The sequence below is a fragment of the Bradyrhizobium sp. AUGA SZCCT0105 genome (genome assembly GCF_018129565.1).
Lineage (GTDB): Bacteria > Pseudomonadota > Alphaproteobacteria > Rhizobiales > Xanthobacteraceae > Bradyrhizobium.
Genome location: NZ_JAFCMK010000003.1, coordinates 49,999 through 74,275 on the forward strand (window position 1 = coordinate 49,999; position 24,277 = coordinate 74,275).

The 24,277-nt window shown below is 62.0% G+C and carries 19 protein-coding genes and 2 pseudogenes; 5 read left to right on the top strand and 16 right to left on the bottom strand.

Going from position 1 to position 24,277, the window contains the following annotated elements; genetic code table 11:
• Positions 1-181: 181 nt before the first annotated feature.
• Together JQ573_RS16030 and JQ573_RS16035 are read left to right on the top strand one after the other, a co-directional pair.
• Positions 182-5,014, top strand: a complete 4,833-nt coding sequence (locus tag JQ573_RS16030) for an NAD-glutamate dehydrogenase (RefSeq protein WP_212313101.1) — start codon at positions 182-184, stop codon at positions 5,012-5,014.
• A gap of 75 nt (positions 5,015-5,089) precedes the next feature.
• Positions 5,090-5,443 (top strand): hypothetical protein, encoded by a 354-nt coding sequence (locus JQ573_RS16035; RefSeq protein WP_212313103.1) that lies wholly within the window; start codon positions 5,090-5,092, stop codon positions 5,441-5,443.
• 137 nt (positions 5,444-5,580) lie between these two features.
• Here the strand turns inward: JQ573_RS16035 and JQ573_RS16040 are convergent, their stop codons facing one another.
• Positions 5,581-8,364: a UPF0182 family protein gene (locus JQ573_RS16040; protein WP_212313105.1), complete on the bottom strand. Its 2,784-nt coding sequence runs from the start codon at positions 8,362-8,364 to the stop codon at positions 5,581-5,583.
• A gap of 482 nt (positions 8,365-8,846) precedes the next feature.
• Positions 8,847-8,984: a DUF2478 domain-containing protein gene (locus JQ573_RS16045; protein ID WP_249131859.1), complete on the bottom strand. Its 138-nt coding sequence runs from the start codon at positions 8,982-8,984 to the stop codon at positions 8,847-8,849.
• A 256-nt stretch (positions 8,985-9,240) separates the two neighbouring features.
• Here JQ573_RS16045 and JQ573_RS40190 point away from each other — a divergent pair, with 256 nt between their 5' ends.
• Complete coding sequence (locus JQ573_RS40190) at positions 9,241-9,642, top strand: hemerythrin domain-containing protein (protein ID WP_249131861.1); 402 nt, start codon at positions 9,241-9,243, stop codon at positions 9,640-9,642.
• A gap of 111 nt (positions 9,643-9,753) precedes the next feature.
• Here the strand turns inward: JQ573_RS40190 and JQ573_RS16055 are convergent, their stop codons facing one another.
• Positions 9,754-10,932 (bottom strand): NnrS family protein, encoded by a 1,179-nt coding sequence (locus JQ573_RS16055; protein WP_212313107.1) that lies wholly within the window; start codon positions 10,930-10,932, stop codon positions 9,754-9,756.
• 137 nt (positions 10,933-11,069) lie between these two features.
• Between JQ573_RS16055 and JQ573_RS40195 the strand changes: the two are divergent.
• Positions 11,070-11,253 (top strand): annotated as a pseudogene (locus JQ573_RS40195) (hypothetical protein); the annotation flags it as partial.
• Positions 11,254-11,306: 53 nt separating this feature from the next.
• Here the strand turns inward: JQ573_RS40195 and JQ573_RS40200 are convergent.
• From JQ573_RS40200 to JQ573_RS16070, 5 genes and pseudogenes are all read right to left on the bottom strand, one after another.
• A pseudogene (locus JQ573_RS40200) lies at positions 11,307-11,552 on the bottom strand (antitoxin Xre/MbcA/ParS toxin-binding domain-containing protein); the annotation flags it as partial.
• A 155-nt stretch (positions 11,553-11,707) separates the two neighbouring features.
• A complete protein-coding gene (locus JQ573_RS16060) occupies positions 11,708-12,232 on the bottom strand; it encodes an MBL fold metallo-hydrolase (RefSeq protein ID WP_249131862.1) in 525 nt (174 codons plus the stop codon).
• Positions 12,233-12,269: 37 nt separating this feature from the next.
• Entirely contained in the window at positions 12,270-12,431 is a 162-nt protein-coding gene (locus tag JQ573_RS40205; protein WP_249131863.1) for an MBL fold metallo-hydrolase, read from the bottom strand.
• 413 nt (positions 12,432-12,844) lie between these two features.
• Entirely contained in the window at positions 12,845-13,828 is a 984-nt protein-coding gene (locus JQ573_RS16065) for a helix-turn-helix domain-containing protein (protein ID WP_212313109.1), read from the bottom strand.
• Positions 13,829-13,837: 9 nt separating this feature from the next.
• Complete coding sequence (locus JQ573_RS16070) at positions 13,838-14,317, bottom strand: MarR family winged helix-turn-helix transcriptional regulator (protein ID WP_212313111.1); 480 nt, start codon at positions 14,315-14,317, stop codon at positions 13,838-13,840.
• Positions 14,318-14,501: 184 nt separating this feature from the next.
• Here JQ573_RS16070 and JQ573_RS16075 point away from each other — a divergent pair, with 184 nt between their 5' ends.
• Positions 14,502-14,786, top strand: coding sequence for a hypothetical protein (locus JQ573_RS16075; protein ID WP_212313113.1), 285 nt, complete (start codon positions 14,502-14,504; stop codon positions 14,784-14,786).
• Positions 14,787-16,405: 1,619 nt separating this feature from the next.
• Here the strand turns inward: JQ573_RS16075 and ccoS are convergent.
• From ccoS to ccoN, 8 genes are all read right to left on the bottom strand, one after another.
• Positions 16,406-16,573 carry a cbb3-type cytochrome oxidase assembly protein CcoS gene (ccoS, locus tag JQ573_RS16080; RefSeq protein WP_212313114.1) on the bottom strand — a complete coding sequence of 56 codons (168 nt, stop codon included), beginning with the start codon at positions 16,571-16,573 and terminating at the stop codon, positions 16,406-16,408.
• Positions 16,573-18,759 (bottom strand): heavy metal translocating P-type ATPase, encoded by a 2,187-nt coding sequence (locus tag JQ573_RS16085; RefSeq protein WP_212313116.1) that lies wholly within the window; start codon positions 18,757-18,759, stop codon positions 16,573-16,575. Before JQ573_RS16085 ends, ccoS begins: the two co-directional genes overlap by 1 nt.
• An 11-nt stretch (positions 18,760-18,770) precedes the next feature.
• On the bottom strand, positions 18,771-19,271 hold the full coding sequence (locus JQ573_RS16090) for a FixH family protein (RefSeq protein WP_212313118.1): 501 nt from the start codon (positions 19,269-19,271) through the stop codon (positions 18,771-18,773).
• Positions 19,272-19,287: 16 nt separating this feature from the next.
• Positions 19,288-20,745 carry a cytochrome c oxidase accessory protein CcoG gene (gene ccoG, locus JQ573_RS16095; RefSeq protein WP_212313120.1) on the bottom strand — a complete coding sequence of 486 codons (1,458 nt, stop codon included), beginning with the start codon at positions 20,743-20,745 and terminating at the stop codon, positions 19,288-19,290.
• A gap of 94 nt (positions 20,746-20,839) precedes the next feature.
• On the bottom strand, positions 20,840-21,712 hold the full coding sequence (ccoP, locus tag JQ573_RS16100) for a cytochrome-c oxidase, cbb3-type subunit III (protein WP_212313122.1): 873 nt from the start codon (positions 21,710-21,712) through the stop codon (positions 20,840-20,842).
• Positions 21,713-21,718: 6 nt separating this feature from the next.
• Positions 21,719-21,883, bottom strand: a complete 165-nt coding sequence (locus JQ573_RS16105; protein WP_097673061.1) for a cbb3-type cytochrome c oxidase subunit 3 — start codon at positions 21,881-21,883, stop codon at positions 21,719-21,721.
• Positions 21,884-21,892: 9 nt separating this feature from the next.
• Positions 21,893-22,627, bottom strand: a complete 735-nt coding sequence (gene ccoO, locus JQ573_RS16110; protein WP_212313124.1) for a cytochrome-c oxidase, cbb3-type subunit II — start codon at positions 22,625-22,627, stop codon at positions 21,893-21,895.
• 8 nt (positions 22,628-22,635) lie between these two features.
• Complete coding sequence (ccoN, locus tag JQ573_RS16115; protein ID WP_409334723.1) at positions 22,636-24,258, bottom strand: cytochrome-c oxidase, cbb3-type subunit I; 1,623 nt, start codon at positions 24,256-24,258, stop codon at positions 22,636-22,638.
• Positions 24,259-24,277 lie beyond the last annotated feature (19 nt).

A 24,277-nucleotide genomic window follows, 5' to 3' on the forward strand; every position in this document is an offset into this window, starting at 1 on the left:
TTCTCCCGACAGCATGCGCCTTGGATAGCTTTGGGATCGGAGTATTGTCGACGGGAGTTGTCGCAACTTTGAGACCGGGGATTTCGCGGACGCGCTCGATCGCGGTCAAGGCTGTGGCGCTCGAAGCGATGCACTCCAGAATCAAGCTGATGATCGCGGCTGCGATCGGACGGCGCGGCAAATGGAGGACATGATGGCTTGGCGTGACGACAAGGCCCGTTCGATCCTGATCCGCGATGCAGCGGGAAGCGTGCAGCCGGGCAAGGCGCCCCGGAGCTTTGCCGAACTTCTGTTCGGCTACACCAATGTCGAGGACCTCGCCAATCACGATGCCCAGTCGCTGGCCTTCCTGGCGGAACAAGCCTGGGAGCACGTGCAGCAGCGTACGGCCGGCAGCGCCGATATCCGTGTCGTCAATCCGATGATGCCGGACGGGCGCGAGATTTCCGTGCTCGAGATTCTCAACGACAACATGCCCTTCCTGTTCGATTCCACGACGGCGGAGCTGGCCGAGCAAGGCATCGAAGTCACCCTCGTCGCTCACCCGATCCTCGCGGTGGAGCGCGACAGCCAAGGCAAGCTCCTGCGCTTCCACGGCGAAGCGCTGCCGGAGGGAGTAAACGGCACGCGGGAAAGCCTGATTCACCTCCACATCACCCGCCTGGACGCCGATGCCGATCGCCAGAAGCTGATCGACGGCCTCACCAGGACGTTGAACGACGTCCGCGCCTGCGTCACCGACTGGCGTGCCATGCGCGACCGGGTCGAGGACGCGATCAAGACCTTTTCTTCCAATCCGCCGCCGCTGCCGATCGACGAGGTCGCCGAGGCCAACCAGTTCCTGCAATGGCTGTGCGCGGACAATTTCACCTTCCTCGGCGTGCGCGAATATCGCTTCTCGCCCGACAGCGATGCATCCGACGACATCACGACCGGCAAGGGCCTAGGCGTCCTCCGCGATCCGGATGCGAAGGTCCTGCGCCGCGGCAGCGAAATGGTGGTGATGACGTCGGAAATTCGCGAGTTCATGCACGAGCCCACCCTGCTCATCGTCATCAAGGCCAACGTCTCCAGCCGCGTTCATCGTCGCATTCGCATGGATTATGTCGGCATCAAGCTCTATACGCCCGACGGCCGGCTCGAGGGCGAATTGCGGGTCGTCGGCCTGTTCACCTCGGGCGCCTATACCCGCTCCGCACGCCAGATCCCTTATGTCCGCCACAAGGTGACGCGCGCGCTGCAACGCGCCGGCTTCGACCCGAACGGCCATTCGGGCAAGGCCCTCATGCATATTCTCGAAGAATATCCGCGTGACGAACTATTCCAGGTCGACGTCGACACGCTCTACAATTTCGTCATGGAGATCCTGATCCTCTACGAGCGTCCGCGCGTCCGCGCACTGGCGCGGGTGGACAAGTTCGATCGCTTCGTCTCCATCCTCACCTTCATTCCGCGCGAGAAATACGACACGAACGTCCGCACCCGCGTCGGGGCCTTCCTGTCGCAGGTCTACAAGGGAACGCTGTCGGCCTCCTACGTTTCCTTCCCTGAAGGGGCGCTTGTGCGCGTCCACTACATCATCGGACGCTATGACGGCAAAACTCCCGTCGTCGAACGCACCACGCTCGAAGCCGGGATCAGCGCCATTGCCGCGACCTGGGCCGACAAGCTGAAGGCCGCGCTCACTGCCTCCACCGACGGCATGCGGGCACGCATGCTCACCAACCGATATGCCCAGGCGTTTAGCGGCGGCTATACCGAGGTGTTCAGCGCGGAACGGGCGATCACCGACATCGCCACCATCGAAAAGCTCACGCCAACCCGCCCCGTGGCGATTTCGGTTTACCGTGACGAAGGCGAGGCCGATCCCAAGCGCTTCGGACTGAGGGTGTTTTCGCACGGCGCGCCCCTGTCGCTGTCCTACCGCGTGCCCGTGATCGAAAATCACGGCCTGCACGTGGTCAACGAACGCACCTATCAGATCGCGCCGCGCGCCACGCCGACGCCTCCGCCGGTTTGGCTCCACGAGATGACCATCGAGACCAGCGACGGCCAGCCGATCACGATCAGCCCCGAATTCAGCCATCGCCTTGAAGCCTCGATCATGGCCGTGGTCCGCGATCACGCCGAATCCGATGGATACAACGGCCTGATCCTGCGCACCGCCCTGGGCTGGCGGGAAGTCTCGACCATCCGGGCACTGTCCCGCTACCTGCACCAGATCCGCGCGCCGTTCACCCAGGATTATATGTGGGAGACCTTGCGCAAGAACGCCGCGATCACGGCCAGCCTCGTCGCGCTGTTCCAGACCCGCCTCGATCCGCGCCTCGCCTCCACGGAAGCCGAGCGCTCGGCACGCGAGACGGCCCTGCTTGCCGAGGTCGAGGAGCAACTCAAATCCGTCGCCTCGCTGGACGAAGACCGCATCCTGCGCCGTTTCACCAACCTGGTGCAGGCGACGATTCGCACCAATCTGTGGCAGATCGGCGAGGATGGACATCCGCGTCCCGTGATCTCCTTCAAGTTCGACGCGCGCCGGATCGACGACCTGCCGGCTCCGCGACCTCTCTACGAGATCTTCGTCTATTCACCTCGTGTCGAAGGTATTCACCTGCGCTTCGGCAAGGTTGCGCGCGGTGGCTTGCGCTGGTCCGACCGGCCGCAGGATTTTCGCACCGAGATCCTCGGCCTCGTGAAAGCGCAGCAGGTCAAGAACGCCGTGATCGTGCCGGTCGGCGCCAAAGGTGGCTTCGTGCCCAAGCGCCTGCCGCCACCTTCCAATCGTGACGCCTGGCTCGCGGAAGGCACCGAAGCCTATCGCATCTTCGTTCGCTCGCTGCTGGAGCTCACCGACAATCTCGACGGCGACATCGTCGTGCCGCCCGAATCCACCGTGCGCCATGACGGCGACGACCCCTACCTCGTTGTCGCCGCCGACAAGGGCACCGCCACCTTCTCCGACATCGCCAACGCGATCTCGGCCGAGAAAAACCATTGGCTCGGCGATGCCTTCGCTTCCGGCGGCAGCCAGGGCTACGACCACAAGAAGATGGGGATCACGGCGCGCGGCGCCTGGGAAGCGGTCAAGCGCCACTTCCGCGAGCTCGGCACCGACATTCAGACCATGCCGTTCACCGCGGTCGGCGTGGGTGACATGTCCGGCGACGTTTTCGGCAATGGCATGCTGCTGTCGCCAGCGACAAAGCTTGTGGCGGCTTTCGATCACCGCGACATCTTCATCGATCCCTCGCCTGATCCTGCGATCAGCCTCGCCGAGCGCAAGCGTCTGTTCGACCTGCCGCGATCGAGCTGGCAGGACTACAACAAGTCGCTGATCTCGGCGGGCGGCGGCGTGTTCTCGCGCCAGCTCAAGGCGATCCCGCTCGCTCCGGAGGTACGCACCCTGCTCGATCTCGACAAGCCGCAAGCGACGCCTTTCGAGGTGATGACGGCAATCCTGAAGGCGCGCGCGGATCTGCTGTGGTTTGGCGGCATCGGCACCTATGTCCGCTCCGCCGCGGAAAGCGACGATCAGGCCGGCGACCGCGCCAACGATCCAATCCGCATCACGGGCAGCGACGTGCGGGCCCGGGTGATCGGCGAAGGCGCCAATCTCGGCGTCACCCAACGCGGCCGCATCGAGGCGGCGCAGAAGGGCGTCAAGCTCAACACCGACGCCATCGACAACTCGGCCGGCGTGAACACGTCCGACGTCGAGGTCAATATCAAGATCGCGCTGGCGCGGCTCGAGCGCGAGGGACGGCTCAGCCCCGCTGACCGCAACAGCCTGCTGGCCGCGATGACCGACGAGGTCGGCACGCTGGTGCTACGCAACAACTATCTGCAGTCGCTGGCGCTCTCGCTCGCCGAACGCAAGGGCGTGGCCGAGACCGGCTTCCTCACGCGCCTGATGCAGTCGCTCGAGCAGCGCGATTTGCTCAGCCGCACGGTGGAGTTCCTGCCCGACGACGCAGCGCTCACCGAGCGCACACGGCGCGGCCAGTCCCTCGCACGGCCCGAGCTTGCCGTGCTGCTCGCCTACGCCAAGCTGACGCTTTACGATGACCTGCTCGTCACCAGCGTGCCGGATGATCCCTATCTTGCCCGGGAACTATCTCAGTATTTTCCCCGCGAGGTTCAGGACAAATACCCGAGAGCGGTCGAATCCCATCGCCTGCGGCGGGAGATCATCGCGACCAGCCTCGCCAATGCGGTGATCAACCGCGGCGGCCCGGCCTGTGTCGTGCGGCTGATCGACGAGACGGACGCCGATATCCCGACCATCGTCATGGCCTATGTGGCGGTCGATGAATGCTACGGGCTCAAGTGGCTCAGTGACGCGATCGATGCACTCGATACCTGCATCGACGGGCGGGTGCAGCTGTCCCTCTACGCTTCTGTCCAGGACCTCCTGCTCTCCCGCATGGTCTGGTACGTGCGCAATGTCGATTTCAAGGACGGGCTGGAGGCCGTCGTCGCGCGCTTCGGCCCGGCTATCCGCCAGATCGTCGCCGGGCTCGACACCGCGCTGCCGCCGGACTTGCAGGCCGCACGTGCCAAGCGTCGGCAGGACCTGACCGATGCCGGTGTCCCGGCCGGCCTCGCCGGCGAACTCGCCGATCTCGATGCTCTGGTCCCGGCACCCGATATCGTGACGGTTGCCGAGCGCACCGCCCGCCCCATCGGCGACGCCGCCGCGACCTTCTTCGCCGCCGAAGCGAATTTCCGCCTCGACCGCATCGTCGCCGCCGCGCGCAGCGTGCCGGCAAACGATTATTTCGAACGTATGGCGATTGATCGCGCCGTCGAGCAGATCGCTGGCGCCGAGAGAAGATTGGCCGCGGACATGCTGGCGACCGGGCAGTCCGGCCAGCACGCTGTCGAGACCTGGCTCGCGGCCCACCCCGAAGCGACGCGCATCCGCCGCTCGGTCGAGGAGATCGCGGCCAGCGGCCTGACGCTCGCCAAGCTGACGGTGGCGGCGAACCTGCTGGGGGACCTGGTCAAAGCCTGAGGCGTGCGAGGCGGCGATGTGAAACTCCAGGAGCAATGCTGGCGCAGGTTGTTAGCCGGCGAACGGAGGAATCCAATGATCCACGCGACTTGCCATACCGCCGATAATGTCCGCTGCATCGAGTTCGATGCCACACCCTGGTTCAGCGAGGCTGACGCTCCGAGCATCATCGATTTGGCCCAGCGAGGATGGGCCAGCACCGCGATTGCAGATTCCCTTGAGCGCCGACGAGGCTATGAACGCTTGCACGACCTCGTTGAGTATGCGGCGAAGCGACTGCAACCGGAATCCCTGGAGGACCCAACCTGGGAAACCTTCGCGTGCGTTGTCGATGGACCCGACGCCGTGGCCTGGCTCGAGAGCAACCGGCCGGAGGTTGTGGCAAGGATCCGGAACGCCACGGGAGGCACCAGCAATTGCGACGATTGATCGGCGGTATCGCACGCGAAGCGGAAGTGGCGCGCCACCCCGAACAGAACAGCGAGCCCCTGTGCGATCGAAATTGCAATGCAACCTTTAGCAATACGATTGAGGCGCGCGTCCGCGCTTTCAACTCCCCTCGGCCATCAGTGACCGACGGAGCGTCGGTTCATTTCCTCCAATTGCTCGCGCAGGGCATCGAACTGCGTGCCAAAACCTTTCCAGTCTCCGGCCTTCAATCGCTCCACCGCCTGATTGTAGCGATCGAGCGCCTGCTGGGCCGGGCTCGCCGCCCCGCCCGCAGGGGACACCGCGTCCGTTGCGTTTGAAACCGCCGGCACCGCACCGGGCTCTGCGAACAACGCGGCCAGGGCATCAGCGAGCGTCTCCTTCATCACGACATGCTCACCGTAGGCTGCGATCACGCGTTTCAGCTCCGGCAGGTGTCCAAGCTCGGCGCGCATATAGAGCGGCGAGACATAAAGGATCGAGTTCTCGATCGGGATCACCAGCAGGTTCGCACCGCGTATCACCCGCGAGCCCATCTGATTCCACAGCGTGAGTTGTTGCGAGATCTCGGTGTTCTGGTTGATCCGCGCTTCGATCTGAAACGGCCCGTAGACAAGCTTGTCCTTTGGGAATTCGTAGACGATCAGTTTGCCGTAGTCGGGGGCGTCGCAACGCGCAGCGAGCCACGCGATCATATTGTCGCGACGACTCGGCACCATGGGAAGCATCAGGAAGAACTCGGCCTGCGGCTCGCCGGGCAGCCGCATGATGATGTAATAGGGGGTCATCACCGAGGTGCCATCGCCGCCCGGCTGTCGCGGAAACTGCCAGAAGTCCTCTCGGTTATAGAAAGTTTCGGCCTGCTCCATGTGATAGGTTTGATAGAGCCGCGCCTGAATCAGGAACAGATCCTCCGGATAGCGAATGTGCTTCTGTAAATCCGCCGGCATGGCCGTGAACGGCTTGAACAGGCTCGGAAAGATACGCTGGTAGGTCGCTGCAATGGGGTCGCGTGGGTCGATCAGATAGAAATCAACCGTCCCGTTATAGGCATCGACAACAATTTTCACCGAATTCCTGATGTAGTTGAGATCGAGCTCCGGCACGGGCTGCGCGGAGGGGAAATAGGAGCTCGTGGTGTAGGCGTCCTGTATCCAGAACAGCCGCCCGTTGCTGACGACCAGATAGGGATCATGATCGAGCCTGAGGAATGGAGCGATCGTGCGCACCCGTTCCGTGATATTGCGCCGGATCATGATCCGGCTGTCGGCCGTGATGTAGCTTGAGAGGACCAGATTCGCGTCATTGAAGTAGTAGGCGAACAGCGTTCTCCATCCCAATGCTCCGATCGGAACACCGCCACTGCCGTCATAGGCCGCATAGACGTTGTCTTTCCCCTTCGGATAATCGAACTCCGGGATGCTGGCCTTGACGATGACGTAGTCGTCGCTCTCTTCGCCGAAGTAGATGCGCGGTTCCTCGATCTTGGGACCGCCGTCCGCAACCGGCGGAATATCGCGCAAATAGAAGAACGGCAGTCCTTCTGGGCTCTTGCGGGTGACCGGGCTCATTACCGCGCCGTTGCCGTGCGTAAACAGCACGTGGCGGTTGACCCAGGTCTGTGCATTCGTGGGCAACAGCGAGGCCCGCAGTTCGCGGGCCGAGAGCATCACGCTCTGGTAGGAGCCGTCGAGCCAGTAGCGATCGACGTCAAGATCGTGGAATTTGTAGTAGGTACGGATCTCCTGCAGTTGCGCGTAGGTATTCGACAGCGGCAGCCAGTCCCAGAGCCGGATATTGTCGATGGTGGCCTTGTTCGCTTCCAGCGTCTTGAACGTCAGCCGCTGTTCGGCGGCAAACGGCTTGGCTGCGATCCGGTCGAGATTGTAGGCCTGCCTGGTGAGCGCGATGTTGCGTTCAATGTACGGCTTCTCGAGCTGCAACTCCGTCGGTTTGACGACGAAGTGCCGGAACAGCGAAGGGACGACGCTCGACAGCACGACAGAGCCGGCGCCGACGAGGATGAACCCGGCGGCAAGAAGCCGGTAGGTGCGGGCGCGCAAATTGGCCCATGCGATGAACGCCGCGATAATCGAAAGCCCGATCATCAGCCACAGAGCCGGCAGCCCCAGATGGACATCGGTGTAGCTTGCCCCGACCACGACACCATTGTCGCCGTAGAGCAGCAGATAGCGGTCGAGCCCATAGGACCAGGCCTTCACCGCGAACAGAAGGCCAACCAGCGCCGAGCCATGTGCGATGACCGTCGGCGAGATTGATCGGTTGTGAACATCGTACTCGATGTCGCCGCGCGCCCAGTAAATCGCTCCGGCAAACAGCGCGCTCAGGACGATTGCGAGCAGCATCCAGTTCTTGATCGCGAGATAGGCGGGTAGTGCAAAGAGATAGAAGCCGATGTCCCTGTTGTAGAGCGGATCCTCCGCGCCATAGGGCACATGGTAGAGAAACTGCAGGAAGATGCCCCAGTTGCCGGCTTCGCCTGCGGCAACCAGCACACCGAGCAAACCCGCACCGAGCGCGACAAACCACGGCCGTGTTAGTCGATCGCGCAGCATTGCGGACAGATCGGGCGGCGGCGTAACACCGGCCACCTTCCACGGGGCAGCCGGAATCCGTCGCGGCTGCTGCATGGCAAACCGCGCCGCCAGCACTCCGTTCAGCCAGAGGACGACGGCGGTCGCCGTCAAGACCGCGGAAAAGACGATTGCCTTGGCGCCGATCGCCGTCAGGAAAACCTCGAGATAACCGATCGAGGAGAACCAAAGCCAATCGACCAGGAAGTCGCTCGCGAACGAGAGCAGGATCAGGCAAATCGTGATGACGACGGCCGCAACGATCAGCCTGACCACGCCACTTTGCCGTGGTACCTTCCGGCCGGGTCCGGTAATCCCGATCGTCATGGCTTGATCATAGCGGAAATGAGGGACGCCCGCAGCTTGATTTACGGGCCGAACTGCCCGCCAAGGCGGGTGACGCGGATGCTCAAAGCTCCGTCGCCGGGACCGCGAATGAGCACAAGCGCCAAACTCAGCTGATACAGGCCGGCACGATCAATCAGCTATCGAGCTGGAGGACGCTCGCGAACGGAGTCGCGTCGAACAATGTCGAGGAAAAGCGAACACTTGGCGCTCCCTAGGGGAGTGAGGAAAGCCAATAACGACGGGCATAACTTGAAGAGTTTGGGAATCTGTCCCGGCATTCTTTTGCAATATGTTTCAGGATCGATTCCCAAGTGGAGGGCACGGCCATGACCACCCTGCCCGCCGAGCTACGCGCCGCACTCGAAGGACGGAGGGCCTTCATCAATTCGGAAAATCAGAAATGGATCCCGCTGTGAAGGGAGGATGACTATATGAAACGGAAATACCCTCGCCCGCGATACCTAGCGCAGGCACTCCACCCATCTATCGATCTCGCCGATGTCGGCAGACAGCTCCATTCCGAGATCGCCGGCAAAACCGCGCCATGCGGACAAATTGTTCTGGGGAACACCGATCACGACGGTAACGTTGCACTCCATCGCCTTGGCGATGAGGAGGTTTGATTTGGCGCAAAAAGCGACACTGGCTTCGGTCTACCTTGCTGTTTGGGGTAAATCCTCTGAGGAGGGCGCTGCAGTGATTCCCCGTGAGCATCGCAATATTGATTCTCACCATCCTTGAGCGAGAACTGAATCTCTTTGAGCGCGGCCGTCGCCCCGACTATGAAGTGATTCGGGCGATTATCAGCTATTTCGAGGTCTACCCGGAGGTATATACCATCATCCCTAGGAAGACTTGATCCTCTCCAAGCTGACGCTTCGCGATCCCGGTGCGGCTGCAACCGTCGGTGATCTCGCACGTGAGCACGCAGACGGAGCCGATCGCTTGCGCCGCTTCGCTGAAGCGATTGATGGCGTTCTCGCGGACCGCGAGATTCCTCGACAGGAGGTCGGCCGCATCATACGAGATTTCATGGTGAACGAACGCCAACATATGATGGTTGAAGAGCGCGATTTCTTCCCGGCCGCCCTCAAGGCTCTATTGCCCCAGGATTGGGCGGAGGTCGCTTCGACCCTAACCGATCACAAAGATCCGCTATTTGGCGACGCCGCGGAAGAGACCTTCGATGCCTCAAGAGCGCACATTCTGCGACTAGAGCTAGAGGCTGAAGCAGAACGACGCCAAGCCCAGCATTGATCCTATTGCAACCGGGTAGGCACGGCTGCCTTGTCTATCGGCGGTAAGAACGATCAAGATGGTTGAGCGCGCAACCTCAGATTCGCCTTGAGCACGTCCAGCACGTCGCTCTCAGGGCTTTCGAGCACTGCACAGCAGCGGGGTGTAAGCGAGCGCGAATCCCAGAAACGCACCCGTCCATGCGATGCCCGCGATCATCAACAGCGGGATCGAATAGGTGGGATCGACAGCCGCGCATATCCGGGCCAGCGCTGCGACAATGATCGAGGCGTAAACGGCCTGAGTGGCAGGGGATGCCGCGAGCGCCTGCCCCGTACGGCCGAGCGAAGCCCGTGTCATCACAGCGATCGTCATCGAACCGATCGCACCGCCGGTCCAGGCATGTATCCCTGCGCTGGGAGCGACGAAGTCTAGCGCAGATAGCGCCGCCAGGAAAAAACCGGCAGGCACGAACGCGTAGGCAACGTGAAGGATCAGGACGAGCCGGTCCGATATTGTTCGATGACCGGCCCAGCGAACTAGGCGGATGACGTGGAGCACTCCAGCAATTCCCAAGGCACCCGCGACCGCGCGACCGGACGGAACCACTGCCCATGCACCCATGGCGCACGCACCGACAACTATCGTCGCCGCGTCGAATCGGCCGAAGGGAACAGGCAGCCGACCTGGCTTCTGGCGCGAGAGCCAGTTGCGCGTGAAACTCGGAACGATCCGCCCTCCGATCACACAGACCAGCGTAACGACGAGCGCAATACCCGCCCGCGCTGAATAGTCAGCGACACCATTGAAATGTGCCTCCACATGGAAAGCGATGTTGGTGGCCGCAAGCAGCGACACGATGCCCACTGGTTTCAGATTACCCCACTTCCGGCCAGCGATGATCTCGCGCGCGGCTGCGGCGGCGAGCAACAGCAAGAACGCGGCGTCGATCGCAAGCGCGAGCTGCCAGCCAATGATGCCTGAGAATGTCGCTGCCAGTCTTCCGGCACGCCAGGTGCCGAACAGAGCGACGTGCGGACCGCCCTGTATCGGGAGGCGTCCTGTCCAGTTCGGAACGGCGGTCAGGAGGAAGCCTGCTATCACCGCACCCACATAGCCGAACAGCATCGCATGCACGTGCCAGTCCCGTGGCGCGAACGCGGCTGAGAGGCTGACATCTCCCGCGAAGGTCGCGAGCCACGGGGGAACGATCGCGCCGGCGCAAATGACGCCGAACAGAAAGAACGGCCGAAAGCCGTAAGAGAACAGTGGCAAGCCCCGGTAGCCCCTTAACCTCTGCATCGTCGCCATGGGTGTCTTCCCTGTTCAACGGCTGTCAGCGGGGGGTCTGACGCGATACACGATGCAAGTTAATCGCGTCGTCGCGAACTCTGAATTGATCTGGGTCAATCTGGCCAGCGGATGCTGCGGCTGGCCGACATCTTCTGCACTTGTTGCGGGTCGCCTGCAGGCGCTGCGGCCGGACCGTCGAGATCCAGAACATCGATGCCATCCCGACTGGCTGGTCCGCAGGCCGTCTAGAAGGACGTCGGCCAGCGCCTGCTGGATAATTCCTGCCCCCAACGGACCGGCCGCCACATAGAGGACGGCTGCTGGCCCTCGTTCGAGTAGTCGTCGGTGCATCGCCGGCCGATACCCGGCTTCGAGTTCGGCAATCCAAGCCCCTATGCACAAACGCCGTATGCGAGGCGACTAAGGTGCTGTTCGATGAGTTCGATGCCAACCGGCGTGGCGAGCAGGTCGGACAGCGCCGATCAGGACCGACGGCCGGACGCTTGAGCCATTGCCCGGCCTCTTCCTGCGAGCCGAACACATTTGACCAGGATCTCGGCAAACCTCCAAGTTCGTCCGCTTTGTTCCTCGCTGAGCTTGGCCGGAGCGCTCTTGCGCCGCTGGCCCGACGTAACGCTTCCGGACGGGCCCTGGTTGGACGCCCCTACGAGCAGAACCGGACATTAACTTACCCCCCCCCCACTAAATCCGTCGAAAATGGCCCACTGCGGTCATGGCAGCCGCCCATATGGGAGACGTCCGCCATGACCTCGCCTCCCGACTGGCGGGAAAATCAGTCTTCGCGACTGGCAAGCCTGCGGTAAACCGCTAGATCGTCAAAGGCAGGCGCTTCGCCGTGCCGAACATTGGAGTTGATGTCGGGCCGAAGGGCCAGAGAAGTGCCGAGCCCAGCATAGATGTATCGCGTGCCAAACGCCTTCTTTAGCGCAGCAAACGTCGGTTCGCCCGTGCAGTGACCGGGAGCAATGTTCTCAACCTTGAATTTGTCCTTGAGGGCGATCACGATCTTCTCAATAGCGTCGTCGGCGGCCACAACAAGGTGGAAGCCTCCGGCAACGAGATGGATTTTGGGGTTGATCGCTGTTGCGGCCTCAACAATACGCTCGATTCCCGGATGCGAACAGCCGACAACAAGAATGAGGCCATCTGGCGTATTCACAGCGAGAGAGAGTTCTTTGAGTTCCTTAGTGCCGGGAAGATCAGAAACCAGACTAATTAGGTTGATGCCAGGCGCAATCTCCGTCGTCTGATCAACCAGTTCGAAATTTGCATTGGGCCAGGCGGCACCGAACTCCATGATTTTCGGCGGTCTGCCGCCGCAGTATCGCATCTCCTCAGGCAGGGACTCGTCCTTGCGAAAATGGAAGCGACGAACCGTAGATGCCGAATCCTTCCTTGGGTGCGTAGATCTTCACCTTCGGGTTCACACTCAGCACGTAGCTCAATCCCGCCATGTGATCGGAGTGACGATGGGAGAGAACCACAAAATCGAGCATGGTAAGATCGCCCCCCTTTGCTCTAACATTCCTCCCAAAGATCGCGGCGTTATCTCCAGATGGACGCGCCTCCTCTTCAGTTGGATTCCGCTGAAAATTCAGTTAACGCAATTCGACTTTTGCCGGTTAAACATTGGGCTTGGGATTTCCGCCAGCGACTGTCGCTTATCTTCGGATGCTGTCGGCCAACCAGCAACGAGACATTTTTGAGCTTGTGGTTTGAACCTTTCGGCGTCTCGATAGACGTTCGCCGATTTGACTTCTCGCAATCGAGTTTTGGAAGCCGTCGCAAGCAGGCGCGTGTCAATGCTTCCAGTTCATCGCTGCTTCTAGCCCATGGCGACATATTGCACTGCGGCGATAACTTGGTTGAAGGGCAAAGCGGACGCAGTCTTCGGCACACCGCCGCCGCTTTAGTTGGTACACGGGCTCGACGGGCGCACAGTGGATTGGGCCCCTCGCGCCCGTGCGAGGGTTTCCGAAGGCATCTCGCCAAATGCGTGGCCATAACATCTGGCGAAATCGCTCATGTGCCAGAAGCCGTTGGCCCGCGCTGCCGCGGTCACCGTAAGGAGCGGGCCTCCTTTGACGAGGAGCTTGCGGACCGACCACATGCGTTTCGATCGCAAATGTTGATGCAGGCTAACGCCGCAGACCTGCTGTACCGCGGTTTGGAGCGTACGAACGGAAACGCCTAGCGTCTGCGCGAGACTAGCACTGTAAGGGTCGGCCTCGCCGATCGCGGCCACCAGTTCATCCAGGTGCTCGACCAGCTTCCGATGCCGGTCGAACGAGCCGGGCAGTGCCCGCTTGACGCTGTCCTCGACCAAGGCGCTGTCGAGCCCGGCTATAAGCGTCTCCTGCAGCTGCCCGCTCAATAGCTCGAACTCCTTGAGTTCCCTACAGCTGGACGCCAGGCAAAACATGTCCAGAATCGCCGATCGTATCGCCAACATCTTCGCCGGTGTCAGCCTGAACAGCTCTATTCCGCTCTCGAAGTCGGCCCATCCGCGATTGCGCATGTCGGAGCCGAAGCGCAGCATGAGGTAGGTATTTGCATGTCGTTCGACGACATCGACGGGCGCCCGGCCGCGGATGACTCCGATCGTAGAATCGCCGACCGCGTTCCCGTTCATCGTCGCGTGGAAGGCCAGAGGAACAACGACTCCAACCCCGCGATTGGCTCCGAGATCCCCCTCCATTCGCCGGGCGAAAGATCGCTGCAGCACGAGAAGGCAATCAGGAAGCGCCAGAATGCTCCGCGAGACCGAGATGGGCGAGGAATCCAGCGGCGTGCTTCTCATTCCGCCGATAACATCGTTCGGACGAAATTCGTCGAAACTGTTGAAACGCTCGATGCGCAGGACCGGCGATGGATCGAGCCAACGGACAGGCATCGTGACCTCCTAGGAAAGCGGATGATCCAGCAGGGCCTCACCCGTGCGCGCAATTCCCTTCATCAGTTCGACCGCCGACCGGAAACTGTCTTCGCCGAACCGTTGGGCCAGCTTCGCCTGTACTTCTCTCCAGCGCGGTAGCGCGCGAGACAAGACCTGCCTGCCGCTGGCGGAGATAGAGATGTCGCGCACGCGACGGTCCGCTCCGGGCGCGATTCTCACCAGACCGCGGCGCGCAAGAATTGAGACGTTGCGCGCGAGCGCGCTTGGGTCCATCGACATCCTCACCGCAAGTGCCCCCATGGTCACAGTCCCTTGCCGCGCACAGGCAACGAGCAGCATGAATTGCGTTGGCTCCACCCCGACGGGTGCGAGAGCCTCGGCATAGAGCCGGGTGATCACGCGGCTTGCCTTCCGGACATTGAAGGCGGCGCAGCAACTACCCACCACGGCCAGTTCCTCGGGCATTGGCGACACAACCTGCTTCATCGAGCACCTGCGTTATATGCATATACCGATAATTTATCGGCATATGCCGTTTTCAAATGGTTAATCACAAAATTCCCACAATTTGCCGGATTCCGATAATCAGATTGATCAAGCAATTAAGTCGGTGCCCTCAATATCCCTCGACACGACATCAACACCGAGCGCACGCGAAGGGAGAAGCACCATGCCGGACATCGCCAACCTCGATCGACGTAGGCGCCACCGCCCCGCGCTGTCGCTGGCATGCCGGGCAGCGCCGATCGATTCGTCGGAGCCTTGGAGTGCTCACCGGCAGAAGGCGCGCGAGGCGCTACAAGAGGCGGTTTTTGCCCTTCAGATCACTCATGCACAAACATCCATTGTGATCGAAAGGATCGAAAATCCGGAGAACCGCAAGCAACTACAAGCTCAATCCGCGCGGATCGGTACGTTGATCGATCTCGCCTGGTGCCGACTCGGCGATATCTGATCACTGGTCGCCGGGTTCGGCGGAGGGCGTCGCACTCCCCTGCATCCGATTGCTACCGCGATGCTGGCGATCATTGGGCATCCAAAAGAAAGCTCGACATCCCGATGGGCGTCGAGCGTCCAACGCGCTGCTAACGAAGGCAACTGCGATCACCGGTCATCGAGCGGCCCGACCTGCCCTCGGGAACGCCGATGACGCAGCCCGGCAGGAAACTTCCTGCCGGGCTGCCATGCATGCTGCGACCATACGTATCGCTCCTGGGCGTCAAACCGAGAATTCGTCGAAGCCGGCGCAAACGGCGAAACGAGACTTGTCGCTATCTCACAACGCGCGACCCGCGTCGTTCACGAAGACGCCCCCGCAGCACAGGGCCAGTGATCCAAATATGCTGACCGGCCGTAACCGCCCGCATCGAATGAAGCCTAACGACCGCGCGAGTTGCGGCACGCACGGTCGCGCGCGGCATTATGGCGCACAACATCAAGCTAAAGTGCGAAGAAAGCGATTAGCGCCAGTACGCCCAGCAGAACGCATGCATCCGAAGATGGCGAGCCAATGTGTCGCACGCTCATGGCAGAATACTAATCCTTCAGGTTCTGATCGGATAGCTGTAGAAAGATGTTGTTGCTCGACAGCTCTTTCAACCTGTTCCTTTGCGCGCTTGTCCGCGCGACAAATTGCAATCCCCTCCGGCGCGACGCCGTGTGGTACCTCCGCTTTGTCGGGCTAACTCCTATTGATGATAGAGCTTGCGAAGCACTTTGAGGGCCACGCGTTGCTCCTCAACGTACTGCTGCACTAGTTTCCGAAGCTCCTCGGATAGCAACTCGGCGGCGTCGCGCTCAACTTCGTCGAGTATTGCTTCGGCATCAGCTAACCGTATCATTACCACCTCGACGTGCCTGACAGGCCCCGGTATTTGAGGCGGCAACTTCCAGCGATAGAACGGGAACCAGTCGGACCAGAGCTTCAATCTATAGCGGATCGATGGGGACGCATTGACCTAGCTCAAGGCTCGGCGGCCTCTGAGATCGGCGATATTGCGAGGCGAACTCCTGGGCCACGTAAGCTGTTGCAGCACCATCGCGGCCGAGGCATGCGATCAACGCCCCAATCATTTCATCGAGAGTGTCAGTTTCCAGCTCTGCGATTGCGCTACGTCAACCGTTCAAGCGAGTGAGCGTGTCACGATAAATGCTTCAGCGGAGTAACTTACGATATGCGTCGGCTTTTGACCTCGACGATTCGAGCGCTGACTTTGTTGGGATGGCGGGACATCGCGTCCGCCCCGTTCGGCTGCGCGATCCAGCTTGCTGTAATCGATGACGATCAACATCCGCTCGGTTTCCCCTGTGTCCGGCGCGCTGACGGATGGTTCGATGCCACCACGATGCAACCCGTCATGGTGTCCGCGACACACTGGCGCTATTGGCGGCCTGACGTGCTGCCGATGTGCTGCTGCTGATAATGGCACGGTTTGGTACCATCAACCGGCTGGTCTCGGTCCTGCTCCTGCGGTCTCGGGTGTCGCAATCGCGGCGGACGGACTGGACACTCCTGCTGGCGCTCGCCTGCACCGCGTTGACGATCGCATCGGCGGTTTCACTCGTGTATTTTCATTATTTGGACTGACCCTGACCGCTGACGGGCTCGTCGTCGGCGATGGCGCGCCATGCCGCGCCATCGAGGTCGTCATATTGGCCGCTCTTGAGCGACCATAGAAAGCCGAGTAGCCCGGCAAAGCCAAGCGCGAGCGCCAGCGGCACCAGAATAACCAGAACTTCCATCAGCCCGTCTCCGTCGTTCGTGCTCTCAGCGCGTTCAGCATCACGATCACCGATGAACCCGACATCGCCGCCGCGGCGATCAGCGGTGTGACCAGGCCGGCAACCGCGATCGGTACCGCCAGCACATTGTAAACGACGGCAAGCCAGAGATTCTGCCGCATCAACCGCAACGCCTTGCGGGACACCTTGACCGCTGTCAGCACTGGCACGAGACGTTCGCCGAGAAAGACCGCATCGGCGACCGCCTGGCTCATGTGGGTCGCCGTAACGGGCGACATTGAGGCGTGCGCGGCAGCCAGCGCTGGCGCATCGTTCAGGCCGTCGCCGACCATCAGCACCTTGCAGCCTTGGCGCGCCAGCTCCTCGATCCGGTCGATCTTGTCGACCGGAGACACTTCCGCACGCCATTCATGCACGCCGAGCACCTCGGCCGCGAGGCGGACCGCGGGTTCGCGATCTCCGGACACGATCTCGACGGCGATGCCCATACGCGCCAGCCCTGCCACCACCTCGGCCGCGTCCGGCCGCAGCCGTTGCCGAACGGCGAAGGCATATCTGCTCTCGCCATAGCTGAATGCGACGACGGATGCTTCCGTATCGTGGCACAGGATCTCGTTGGCGAGGTCATCAGCGCCGCAGAATGACGGGCGACCCAGCCGGATCGGACGCCCCTCGTAAAGGCCGTAGACACCCTGCCCCGGCTCTTCCTGGATATCGGGCAACGGTGAGGCCGTACCCGCCTTGCGCGCGACCGCGGCAGCGACCGGATGACGACTCGAGAGCGCCAGCCGGCCTGCAAGCCTCACGACATCGTCCGGGATTTCCGCGACATTGGCGACATCGAGCTCGGGCAGCGTCAATGTACCTGTCTTGTCGAAGATCACCCGGTCGATCTCGGCAAGCCGCTCGATCGCATCGCCGGCGTTGAGCAGCACGCCCGAGCCGAACAGCGCGCCGGACGCGACGGTCTGCACCGCCGGAATGGCAAGACCCAGTGCGCAGGGACAGGTGATGATCAGGACTGCAATCGCTGTCACGATCGAATCATGAAAGCTTGCGCCATAGGCCAGCCAGCCCAGCATCGTGAGCAACGCGGTCGCGTGCACCACCGGGGCATAGAGCCTCGAGGCCCGCTCCGCCAATCGAAGATAGCGCGAGCGCGCCTGCAGCGCGCGATCGAGCAGCTGAGATATCTCATCCAGCAACGTACCACCCGAGGCGGCCGATGCGCGGACGCGCAATGTTCCGGTACGGATCAGCGTGCCCGCGAACACAGCGCTGCCAGGCGTCGCTATCGCCGGCAAGGTTTCGCCCGTGATCAGGCTCTGGTCGACCTCCGAGCGGCCCTCGATCACGTTGCCATCGACCGAACAGCGCTCGCCGGGCCGCAGCAGCACGATGTCGCCGGGCCGGATCGCAGCTACCGGGACCGTTCTGATCTCAGTCGGACTGATGAACTTCGTCGCGGTCTCCGCCTTGAGGGCAGCCAGGTTGCCGGCAAAGGCACGGGTACGCCGCCGCATGTTCTGGTCGAGGTAGCGGCCAGCGAGCAGGAATGCGATCAGCATGATAGCGGCATCGAAATAGGCGTGTTCGGCGTGGTTGAGGGTCTCGATCACCGAGGTCGCCAGCGCAAGCACGATGCCGATGCTGATCGGCACGTCCATGTTGACGCCGCGTGCCCGCAGCGCTGACAGCGCCGACGAAAAGAAGGGCTGCGCCGAATAGGCGGCGGCCGGCAGCACGATCAGCGCCGACAGCCAGTGAAAGAAGTCGCGCTGTTCCGGCAGCATGTCGGAGACGTTGCCGGACCATACCGGGACTGACAGCATCATGACGTTCATCGCGGCAAAGGCCGCGACGCCCAGTCGTCGCAACAAGCCTTGCGCTCGCTGCGCTTCCAGCGTTTCGGCATCATTCCGCTCGAACGGATAGGCCTTGTAGCCGAGCTCGGCGAGCCGGCTTACAAACAGCGCCGGATCAAGTGCACCCGCCTTCCATTCCAGGGCCAGGCGGCTGTCGGTCAGGTTCACGCGGGCCGAGGTGACGTCCGGTATGGTCGACAGATTACGCTCGATCTTGGCCATGCAGCCCGCGCAATTGATGCCCTCGACTGCGAGATCGAGATGGATGAGCCCGGTACCCGCGCTCTTCAGATAGTGAGAGAAATCGATATCCGGCTGCATGGGATGCACCTTCAGTTCAGCAGGATTCGGTTCTTCGACAGGAACATGCGCCGGCCATCGGCGTCGCCCTCGATCACGAGGTCCCACTGCCCTGCCGCGACGCCTTCGGCGCGGCCGCTATAGCTCCCACCCCCGGCCTCGCCAATCTCGATTGCCCGATCGGCGCGACGATCGATCGGTCGTTCGAGTCGAGCGAGGAAGCTCAATCCGGTCAGAGGCACGCCGGCGTGGTCGCGCGCCTCGAGTGCTATTGCGGCGCTGCCGTCAGGCCGCCGATCGATATGGGCCTGGACCCGCCAATCGCGCTCGTTCTGCTGCCTGGCCGCATCGATCTCGTGTTGGTAGGCGAGGCTCGCACTATAGGCGCTGTCGACCTCTGTGCCCGGAAGAGTCGAAATGGCAAGGCGCATCATGACCATATTCACGCTGATGACGACGGAGAAGAATGCGATCGTCGTGACCAGGACGAAACGTCCGGTGATGGGTCGCGCGGCTGGACGAGAGGCTGCCATGGCGAGATTTCCGTGGTTAGGGAAGGACGAAGTGGTCGGTCGCGGAGGCGATCTCTCCGAGGCCGATGTCGGTGACGCGGAACGTGACCGGCACCGACTTTTCCGCCTTTTCATCGAACGGCGCCGTCACCAACACGCGAAGCTCGGTGGTGGTGTCGCGGCCAAGGACGATCATCGGACGGTCTGGCGTCACGGAGTCCGCACCGATGACGTGCAGCTTCGCGTCGGCTGGCCCATCGACATCGATCGCGATCACGCGATCAAAGCCGCGCTTGTTGAGGAAACGCAGCGTGTATCCGTTGCGGATCGCGCCGTCACTGAGACGCACCGCAATTGGGTTGCGGTCATGGAGCACATTGACGTCGAGCAGGGTTCGCGACATCAACGCGTAAAGCATCACAGCGCAGACGACGGTGATCAGGCTGGCGTAGACGACGGTACGGGCGCGAACGGGCTTGAAAATCTCCTGCTTGCCGGCAACGCGCCGCTGAACGTTGATATCGTTGTCGTATCCGATCAGGCCGGTCTCGCGGCTGACCTTTGTCATGACGGCATCACAGGCATCGATGCACAGGCCGCACTGGATGCAGCCGAGTTGCGCGCCATCACGGATGTCGATTCCGGTCGGGCACACGGCAACGCACTGGTTGCAATCGATGCAATCGCCGGCCTTCTCGCCGAGCGAGCGAATGTCGAACGCCTTCTTGACCGAACAACGCGGCTCACCGCGATCGTATTTGTATGTGACGTTGAGCGCCCACTCGTCGGTCAGCGCGGCCTGTATCCGCGGCCACGGGCACATATAGACGCAGACCTGCTCGCGCATGTAGCCGGCCAGCAGATAGGTCGATGCGGTCAGCATCGCGATCCAGACATAGGCGATCGCCGGCGCCTGAAAGGTCGCAAGGTCGCGCACCAGGGTCGGCGCATCGGCGAAGTAGAGCACCCAGGCGCCACCCGTCCACCAGGCGATCATCAGCCAGATTGCGTGCTTCAACGCACGGCGACCGGCTCGCTTTGCGGTCATTGGGCCAGCGTCGGCCTTCATCTGCGCGCGGCGGTCACCTTCGACCAGCCGCTCGACCGCATAGAACAGATCGGTCCAGACCGTCTGCGGGCAGAGATAGCCGCACCAGATCCGCCCACCCAGCGCATTCATCAGGAACAAGGCGAGCGCCGCCAGCACCAGAAGGCCGGTGAAATAGTAGATTTCCTGCGGCCACAGCTCGATGAAGAAGAAATAGAAGCGTCGGTTTGGAAAATCGATCAGGACCGCCTGGTCGGGCGCGCCGAGGCCCCGATGCCAGCGCACGAACGGCAGCAGATAGTAGACGCCGAGACAGACGGCCATCAGCCGCCATTTGATCGAGCGGAATCGGCCTGAGACGCTTTGGGGAAAAACCTTCTTGCGAGGCGCATAAAGCGGCCCGTCTTCGTCGGTTATGAGTTCATCAGGCGACACGGGCTTGTTCATGGGTTGCTCGAGTGAGGCTCTGGTTGAAACCTACATCCCTGCACCGTGTCCGGGTTTGACCTCGGTCAATGATCCCGGCCCCTCGCGGTGGCGGCTACTTGCCGCCACCCAACGAGTGCACATAGACCGCCAGCGCCTTGACGGTGACAGGGTCCAGGCGGCCGACCCAGGCCGGCATGACGCCGGCGCGGCCGTTGGTGATGGTCTCGACCAGCGTCTCCTCATCGGAGCCATAGAGCCAGATCTGGTCGGTCAGGTTCGGCGCACCGAGCTCCGGGTTGCCCTTGCCGTTGTCACCGTGGCAGCTGGTGCAATTCTCGGTGAAGAGCTTCTTCCCGGCGGCGGGGTCGAACTTCGGCGCGGTGGAAAGGCCGGAAAGGGAGCGCACATAGTTCGCGACGGTCACGATCTCGTCCTTCTTGAGGACGCCGTCGCGGCCGAACGCCAGCATCTGCCCTTCATGGGTCTTTGCGTGCCCGGAACGTGCGCCGAACTGGATGGTCTGCATGATCTGGTCAAGCGAGCCGCCCCACAGCCAGTCGTCGTCGTTCAGATTCGGATAGCCCTTTGCACCCGCGCCGCCGCTGCCGTGGCAGGGCGCGCAATTGTCGGCGAACACGGTCCTGCCGCGGGCACGAGCCAGCGCCAGCAGAGCGGGATCCTTCTCGATGTCGGCCAGCGACGCATTGCCGAGCACCGCCATCTTCTCGCCGCGCAGCTTCTCGAGATCGGCAAGGTCGGTCGCGACACTTGCGCGGGTGGAATACTGGAACAGACCGGTGGTGTAGCCCGAGACCAGCGGCCAGGCCGGATAGACGACCCAATAGCCGATCGCCCAGATGATCGTGGCATAGAATGTCAGGACCCACCACCGCGGCAGCGGCGTGTTCAGCTCCTTGATGCCGTCCCACTCATGACCGGTCGTGCTGCGGCCGGAAACGCGGTCGATCTCATTGTGCTCGCTCATGATCGGTCAGTCCTCCCGCAGCGGCATCCGGGCCGCGGCGTCGAAGAGAGATTTGTTGCGGGGCCACAGCGCGTAGGCGACGATGGCGATGAAGATTCCAACGAAGATGGGCGTCCAGAGAGTGCCGACCAGGCTCGACGCAAAATTCTCGACTTGAATGATTGCTTTCATCTCGTGCCCTCAGCGCAGATTGGCTTTTTCGTTGTAGAGCTTGAAGTCGACGAGCGTGCCGAGCATCTGCAGGTAGGCGATCAGCGCGTCGAGCTCGGTCGGATTACCGGCCTTGCCGTCGAAGTTACGGACCACCGCCTTCGGATAGCGCTTCTGGAACGCATCGGAGCCGGGGCTGTCGGGGTCGACCTGTGCTTTCAGATCGGCGGCCGCGTTGGCGATCTGCTCGTCGGTATAGGGCACGCCGACCGCGCGGTTGGTCCGCAGATGGGCCATGGCGTCGGACGGGTCGAGCTCTGTCCTGGCGAGCGCCGGGTATCCGGGCATCACCGATTGCGGGACGATTGAGCGTGGATTGATCAGGTGCGTGACGTGCCAGTCGTCGGAGTACTTGCCGCCGACGCGCGCCAGGTCCGGTCCGGTGCGCTTGGAACCCCACTGGAACGGGTGGTCGTACATGCTCTCGGCGGCCAGCGAATAGTGGCCGTAGCGCTCGACCTCGTCGCGCAGCGGCCGGATCATCTGCGAATGGCAGAGATAGCAGCCCTCGCGGACATAGATGTTGCGGCCGGCGAGCTCGAGCGGCGTATAGGGCCGCACGCCGTCGACCGCCTCGATCGTGCTCTTCAGGTAGAACAGCGGCGTGATCTCGACCAGTCCGCCGATGGCGATGACGACGAGAATGCCGACGATCAAAATGATCGAGTTCTTCTCAAAGATCTTGTGTCGATTCCAGAGAGACATATCGTGACCTATTCGGCAGGCTGGAGAGCACCGGCGCCCTCGGTTTCGCTGGCTTGGCCGGCATTGACCGTCATCCAGAGATTGAAGGCCATGATCAGGGCGCCGACCAGGAACAGCGCGCCGCCGGCCGCGCGGATGATGTAGAAGGGATGCATGGCCTCGACGGACTCGATGAAGGAGTATTCGAGGAAGCCGAGCGAAGTGTAGGCACGCCACATCAGGCCCTGCAGGATTCCCGACACCCACATCGCGGAAATGTAGAGCACGATGCCGATCGTCGAGATCCAGAAGTGCCAGTTGACGAGCTTCAGGCTGTAGAGCTGGCGATTCCAGAGCCACGGGACGAGGCAATACAGCGCGCCGAACGAGACGAAGCCGACCCAGCCCAATGCACCGGAATGCACATGGCCGATGGTCCAGTCGGTGTAGTGGCTCAGCGAGTTGACAACCTTGATCGACATCATCGGGCCTTCAAAGGTCGACATGCCGTAGAAAGCGACCGACACCACCATCATGCGCAGCACGGGATCGGTCCGCAGCTTGTCCCAAGCTCCCGACAGCGTCATCAGGCCGTTGATCATGCCGCCCCAGGACGGCATCCAGAGCATGATCGAGAACGTCATGCCGAGCGTCTGCGCCCAGTCCGGCAGCGCCGTGTAGTGCAGATGATGCGGCCCGGCCCAGATGTAGAGGAAGATCAGCGCCCAGAAATGGATGATCGACAGCCGGTAGGAGTAAACCGGACGCTCCGCCCGCTTCGGAATGAAGTAGTACATGATCGCCAGGAAGCCGGCGGTCAGGAAGAAGCCGACCGCGTTGTGGCCGTACCACCACTGGAACATCGCATCCTGCACACCGCCCCAGGCGATATAGGACTTCGAGCCGAGGAAGGAGACCGGCAGCGCGGGGTTGTTGCCGAGATGGAGCACCGCGATCGTGATGATGAACGCCAGGTAGAACCAGTTGGCGACGAAGATATGCGGCTCCTTGCGCTTCACGAGCGTCATCAGGAACACGAGCAGATACGTCACCCAGACGATCGTCAGCCAGAGATCGGCGTACCATTCCGGCTCGGCGTATTCCTTCGACTGAGTCACGCCGAGCAGATAGCCCGTGCCGGCGATCAGGATGAAGAAGTTGTAGCCGACCACGACGAACCAGGGCGACAGGTCGCCTGCAAGGCGCGTCCGGCAGGTCTTTTGCACGACATAGAACGACGTTGCGATCAGGACGTTGCCGCCGAACGCGAAGATCACGGCCGACGTATGCAGCGGCCGCAGGCGGCCAAATGTCGTCCAGGGCAGATCGAAATTGAGCGCCGGCCACGCCAGTTGCGAGGCGATGATCAGACCCACGGCGAAACCCGCGATGCCCCAGAACATCGCCATGGCGGAAGCGAACTTGATCGGGCCGAGATTGTAATTGGGGCGGCCGCCGATCTCCGCCGGAGGCAGCTCGGCCGGACGATCAAGGTACCGATTGCCGATCATGATCACGGAGATCAGGCTGGCGGCGCAAGCAAGCGACGCGTGAAAACTGAACGCCGCATCATGGCCCATCGCAGCGCCGAGAAAGCTAACGAAGGCAAAAACTGCGAGTGCCGACGCCAAGCCGGCTTCGCCCATCGTCATCGACTTTGAAACGGAAGAT

Coding starts and splice junctions, on each gene's coding strand:
- JQ573_RS16060 (WP_249131862.1), bottom strand. CDS start 12,232: ATGGAGTTCGGTGCCGCCTGGCCCAATGCAAATTTCGAACTGGTTGAT.
- JQ573_RS16065 (WP_212313109.1), bottom strand. CDS start 13,828: ATGCCTGTCCGTTGGCTCGATCCATCGCCGGTCCTGCGCATCGAGCGT.
- JQ573_RS16090 (WP_212313118.1), bottom strand. CDS start 19,271: ATGGCAGCCTCTCGTCCAGCCGCGCGACCCATCACCGGACGTTTCGTC.
- JQ573_RS40205 (WP_249131863.1), bottom strand. CDS start 12,431: ATGCTCGATTTTGTGGTTCTCTCCCATCGTCACTCCGATCACATGGCG.
- JQ573_RS16075 (WP_212313113.1), top strand. CDS start 14,502: ATGCCGGACATCGCCAACCTCGATCGACGTAGGCGCCACCGCCCCGCG.
- JQ573_RS16030 (WP_212313101.1), top strand. CDS start 182: ATGGAGGACATGATGGCTTGGCGTGACGACAAGGCCCGTTCGATCCTG.
- ccoG (WP_212313120.1), bottom strand. CDS start 20,745: ATGAACAAGCCCGTGTCGCCTGATGAACTCATAACCGACGAAGACGGG.
- ccoP (WP_212313122.1), bottom strand. CDS start 21,712: ATGAGCGAGCACAATGAGATCGACCGCGTTTCCGGCCGCAGCACGACC.
- JQ573_RS16040 (WP_212313105.1), bottom strand. CDS start 8,364: ATGACGATCGGGATTACCGGACCCGGCCGGAAGGTACCACGGCAAAGT.
- JQ573_RS16055 (WP_212313107.1), bottom strand. CDS start 10,932: ATGGCGACGATGCAGAGGTTAAGGGGCTACCGGGGCTTGCCACTGTTC.
- JQ573_RS16070 (WP_212313111.1), bottom strand. CDS start 14,317: ATGAAGCAGGTTGTGTCGCCAATGCCCGAGGAACTGGCCGTGGTGGGT.
- ccoS (WP_212313114.1), bottom strand. CDS start 16,573: ATGGAAGTTCTGGTTATTCTGGTGCCGCTGGCGCTCGCGCTTGGCTTT.
- JQ573_RS16105 (WP_097673061.1), bottom strand. CDS start 21,883: ATGAAAGCAATCATTCAAGTCGAGAATTTTGCGTCGAGCCTGGTCGGC.
- ccoO (WP_212313124.1), bottom strand. CDS start 22,627: ATGTCTCTCTGGAATCGACACAAGATCTTTGAGAAGAACTCGATCATT.
- JQ573_RS16045 (WP_249131859.1), bottom strand. CDS start 8,984: ATGGAGTGCAACGTTACCGTCGTGATCGGTGTTCCCCAGAACAATTTG.
- JQ573_RS16085 (WP_212313116.1), bottom strand. CDS start 18,759: ATGCAGCCGGATATCGATTTCTCTCACTATCTGAAGAGCGCGGGTACC.
- ccoN (WP_409334723.1), bottom strand. CDS start 24,258: ATGACGATGGGCGAAGCCGGCTTGGCGTCGGCACTCGCAGTTTTTGCC.
- JQ573_RS16035 (WP_212313103.1), top strand. CDS start 5,090: ATGATCCACGCGACTTGCCATACCGCCGATAATGTCCGCTGCATCGAG.